This window comes from Inquilinus sp. CA228, from assembly GCF_052078665.1.
Taxonomy (GTDB): domain Bacteria; phylum Pseudomonadota; class Alphaproteobacteria; order DSM-16000; family Inquilinaceae; genus Inquilinus.
Window position 1 is genome coordinate 1 of record NZ_JBQJIK010000186.1, and the last position, 1,166, is coordinate 1,166.

General features: G+C 73.2%; 1 protein-coding gene. It reads right to left on the reverse strand.

Annotated features, from left to right (window positions below):
- Positions 1-1,166: condensation domain-containing protein (locus ACTOWL_RS37905; protein ID WP_441326473.1), on the reverse strand; the 1,166-nt coding region annotated here is incomplete at both ends.

Here is a 1,166-nt window from a genome sequence, read left to right on the forward strand (position 1 = left end):
TAGTTCTCGAACACCAGAAGCGTGTCGAACAGCGACCGCCCGCCCTGACCCGCCCAGCCCTGGATCTCGTACAAGGGCGTGTGCTCGTGCTCGCGCAGCGCCGCATTCTCCGCCTGCAGCTCCCGCAGCCAGTCCCCGACCCTCCGGGCCGGGTCCAGCGCCGGCGCCACCGGCAGGGTGTTGATGAACAGCCCCATCATGGCCTCGGCATCCCGCAACTCCGCCGGACGCCCCGACACCGTCGCCCCGAACACCACCCGACGCTGCCCCGTGCTCCGCGACAGCAGCAGCGCCCACGCCCCCTGCAGCACCGTGTTCAGGGTCACGTGCTCACGGCGGGCGAAGGCCTTCAGCGCCTCCGTCGCCGTACCGTCCAGCCGCAGCCGGGCGCTGTCGTGCCCTGGCTGCGCCTCCGGCGCCGGCAGCGCCGAGGCCAGCAGCGTCGGCTCCTCAACACCGGACAGACGCTCCCGCCAGAAGCTGCGGTCCGCCGCCTGGTCCCGCCCGGCGAGCCAGGCGATGTAGTCCCGGTACCGGCCCGCCGATACGGCCGGGGCCGTGCCGTGGTACCGCGTCAGCACCTCGCCGATCAGCCGCGACGTGCTCCAGCCGTCCAAGAGCAGGTGATGGCTGGTCAGGATCAGCCGGTGCCGCTCCTCCGCCACCCGCACCAGCAGCACCCGCAGCAGCGGCGGCGTGGCCAGGTCGAAGCCCCGTGCCCGGTCAGACGCCGCAAGCTCGGTCAGCGCCCCGTCCAGATCCGGCTTGCCGCGCCAGTCCAGCCGCTCCACCGGCGACGGCACACGCCGCCGCACCAGTTGCAGCGGCTTGTCGCCCTGCCACAGGAAGCCGGTGCGCAGGATCGCATGAGCCTCCACCGCCGCCTCCCAGGCCCGGCCGAAGCGGCCGGCATCCAGCCCGTCCACATCCACCCGGATCTGCGTCACATACAGCTCCGGCACCTGCAGGCTGTGGAACAGCATCCCCTGCTGCATCGGCGACAGCGGGTACAGGTCCTCCACCTCCGCCGCCGGCACCGGCAGCGCATCCAACTCCGCCTGGCTCAGACCAGCGAGCGGCACGTCCGACGGCGTCAGGCCGCCCGCTCCCGGCGCGCCGCACAGTGCGACCAGCGCTGCCAGCTCCGCCGCGAAGGCCTGGGCCAG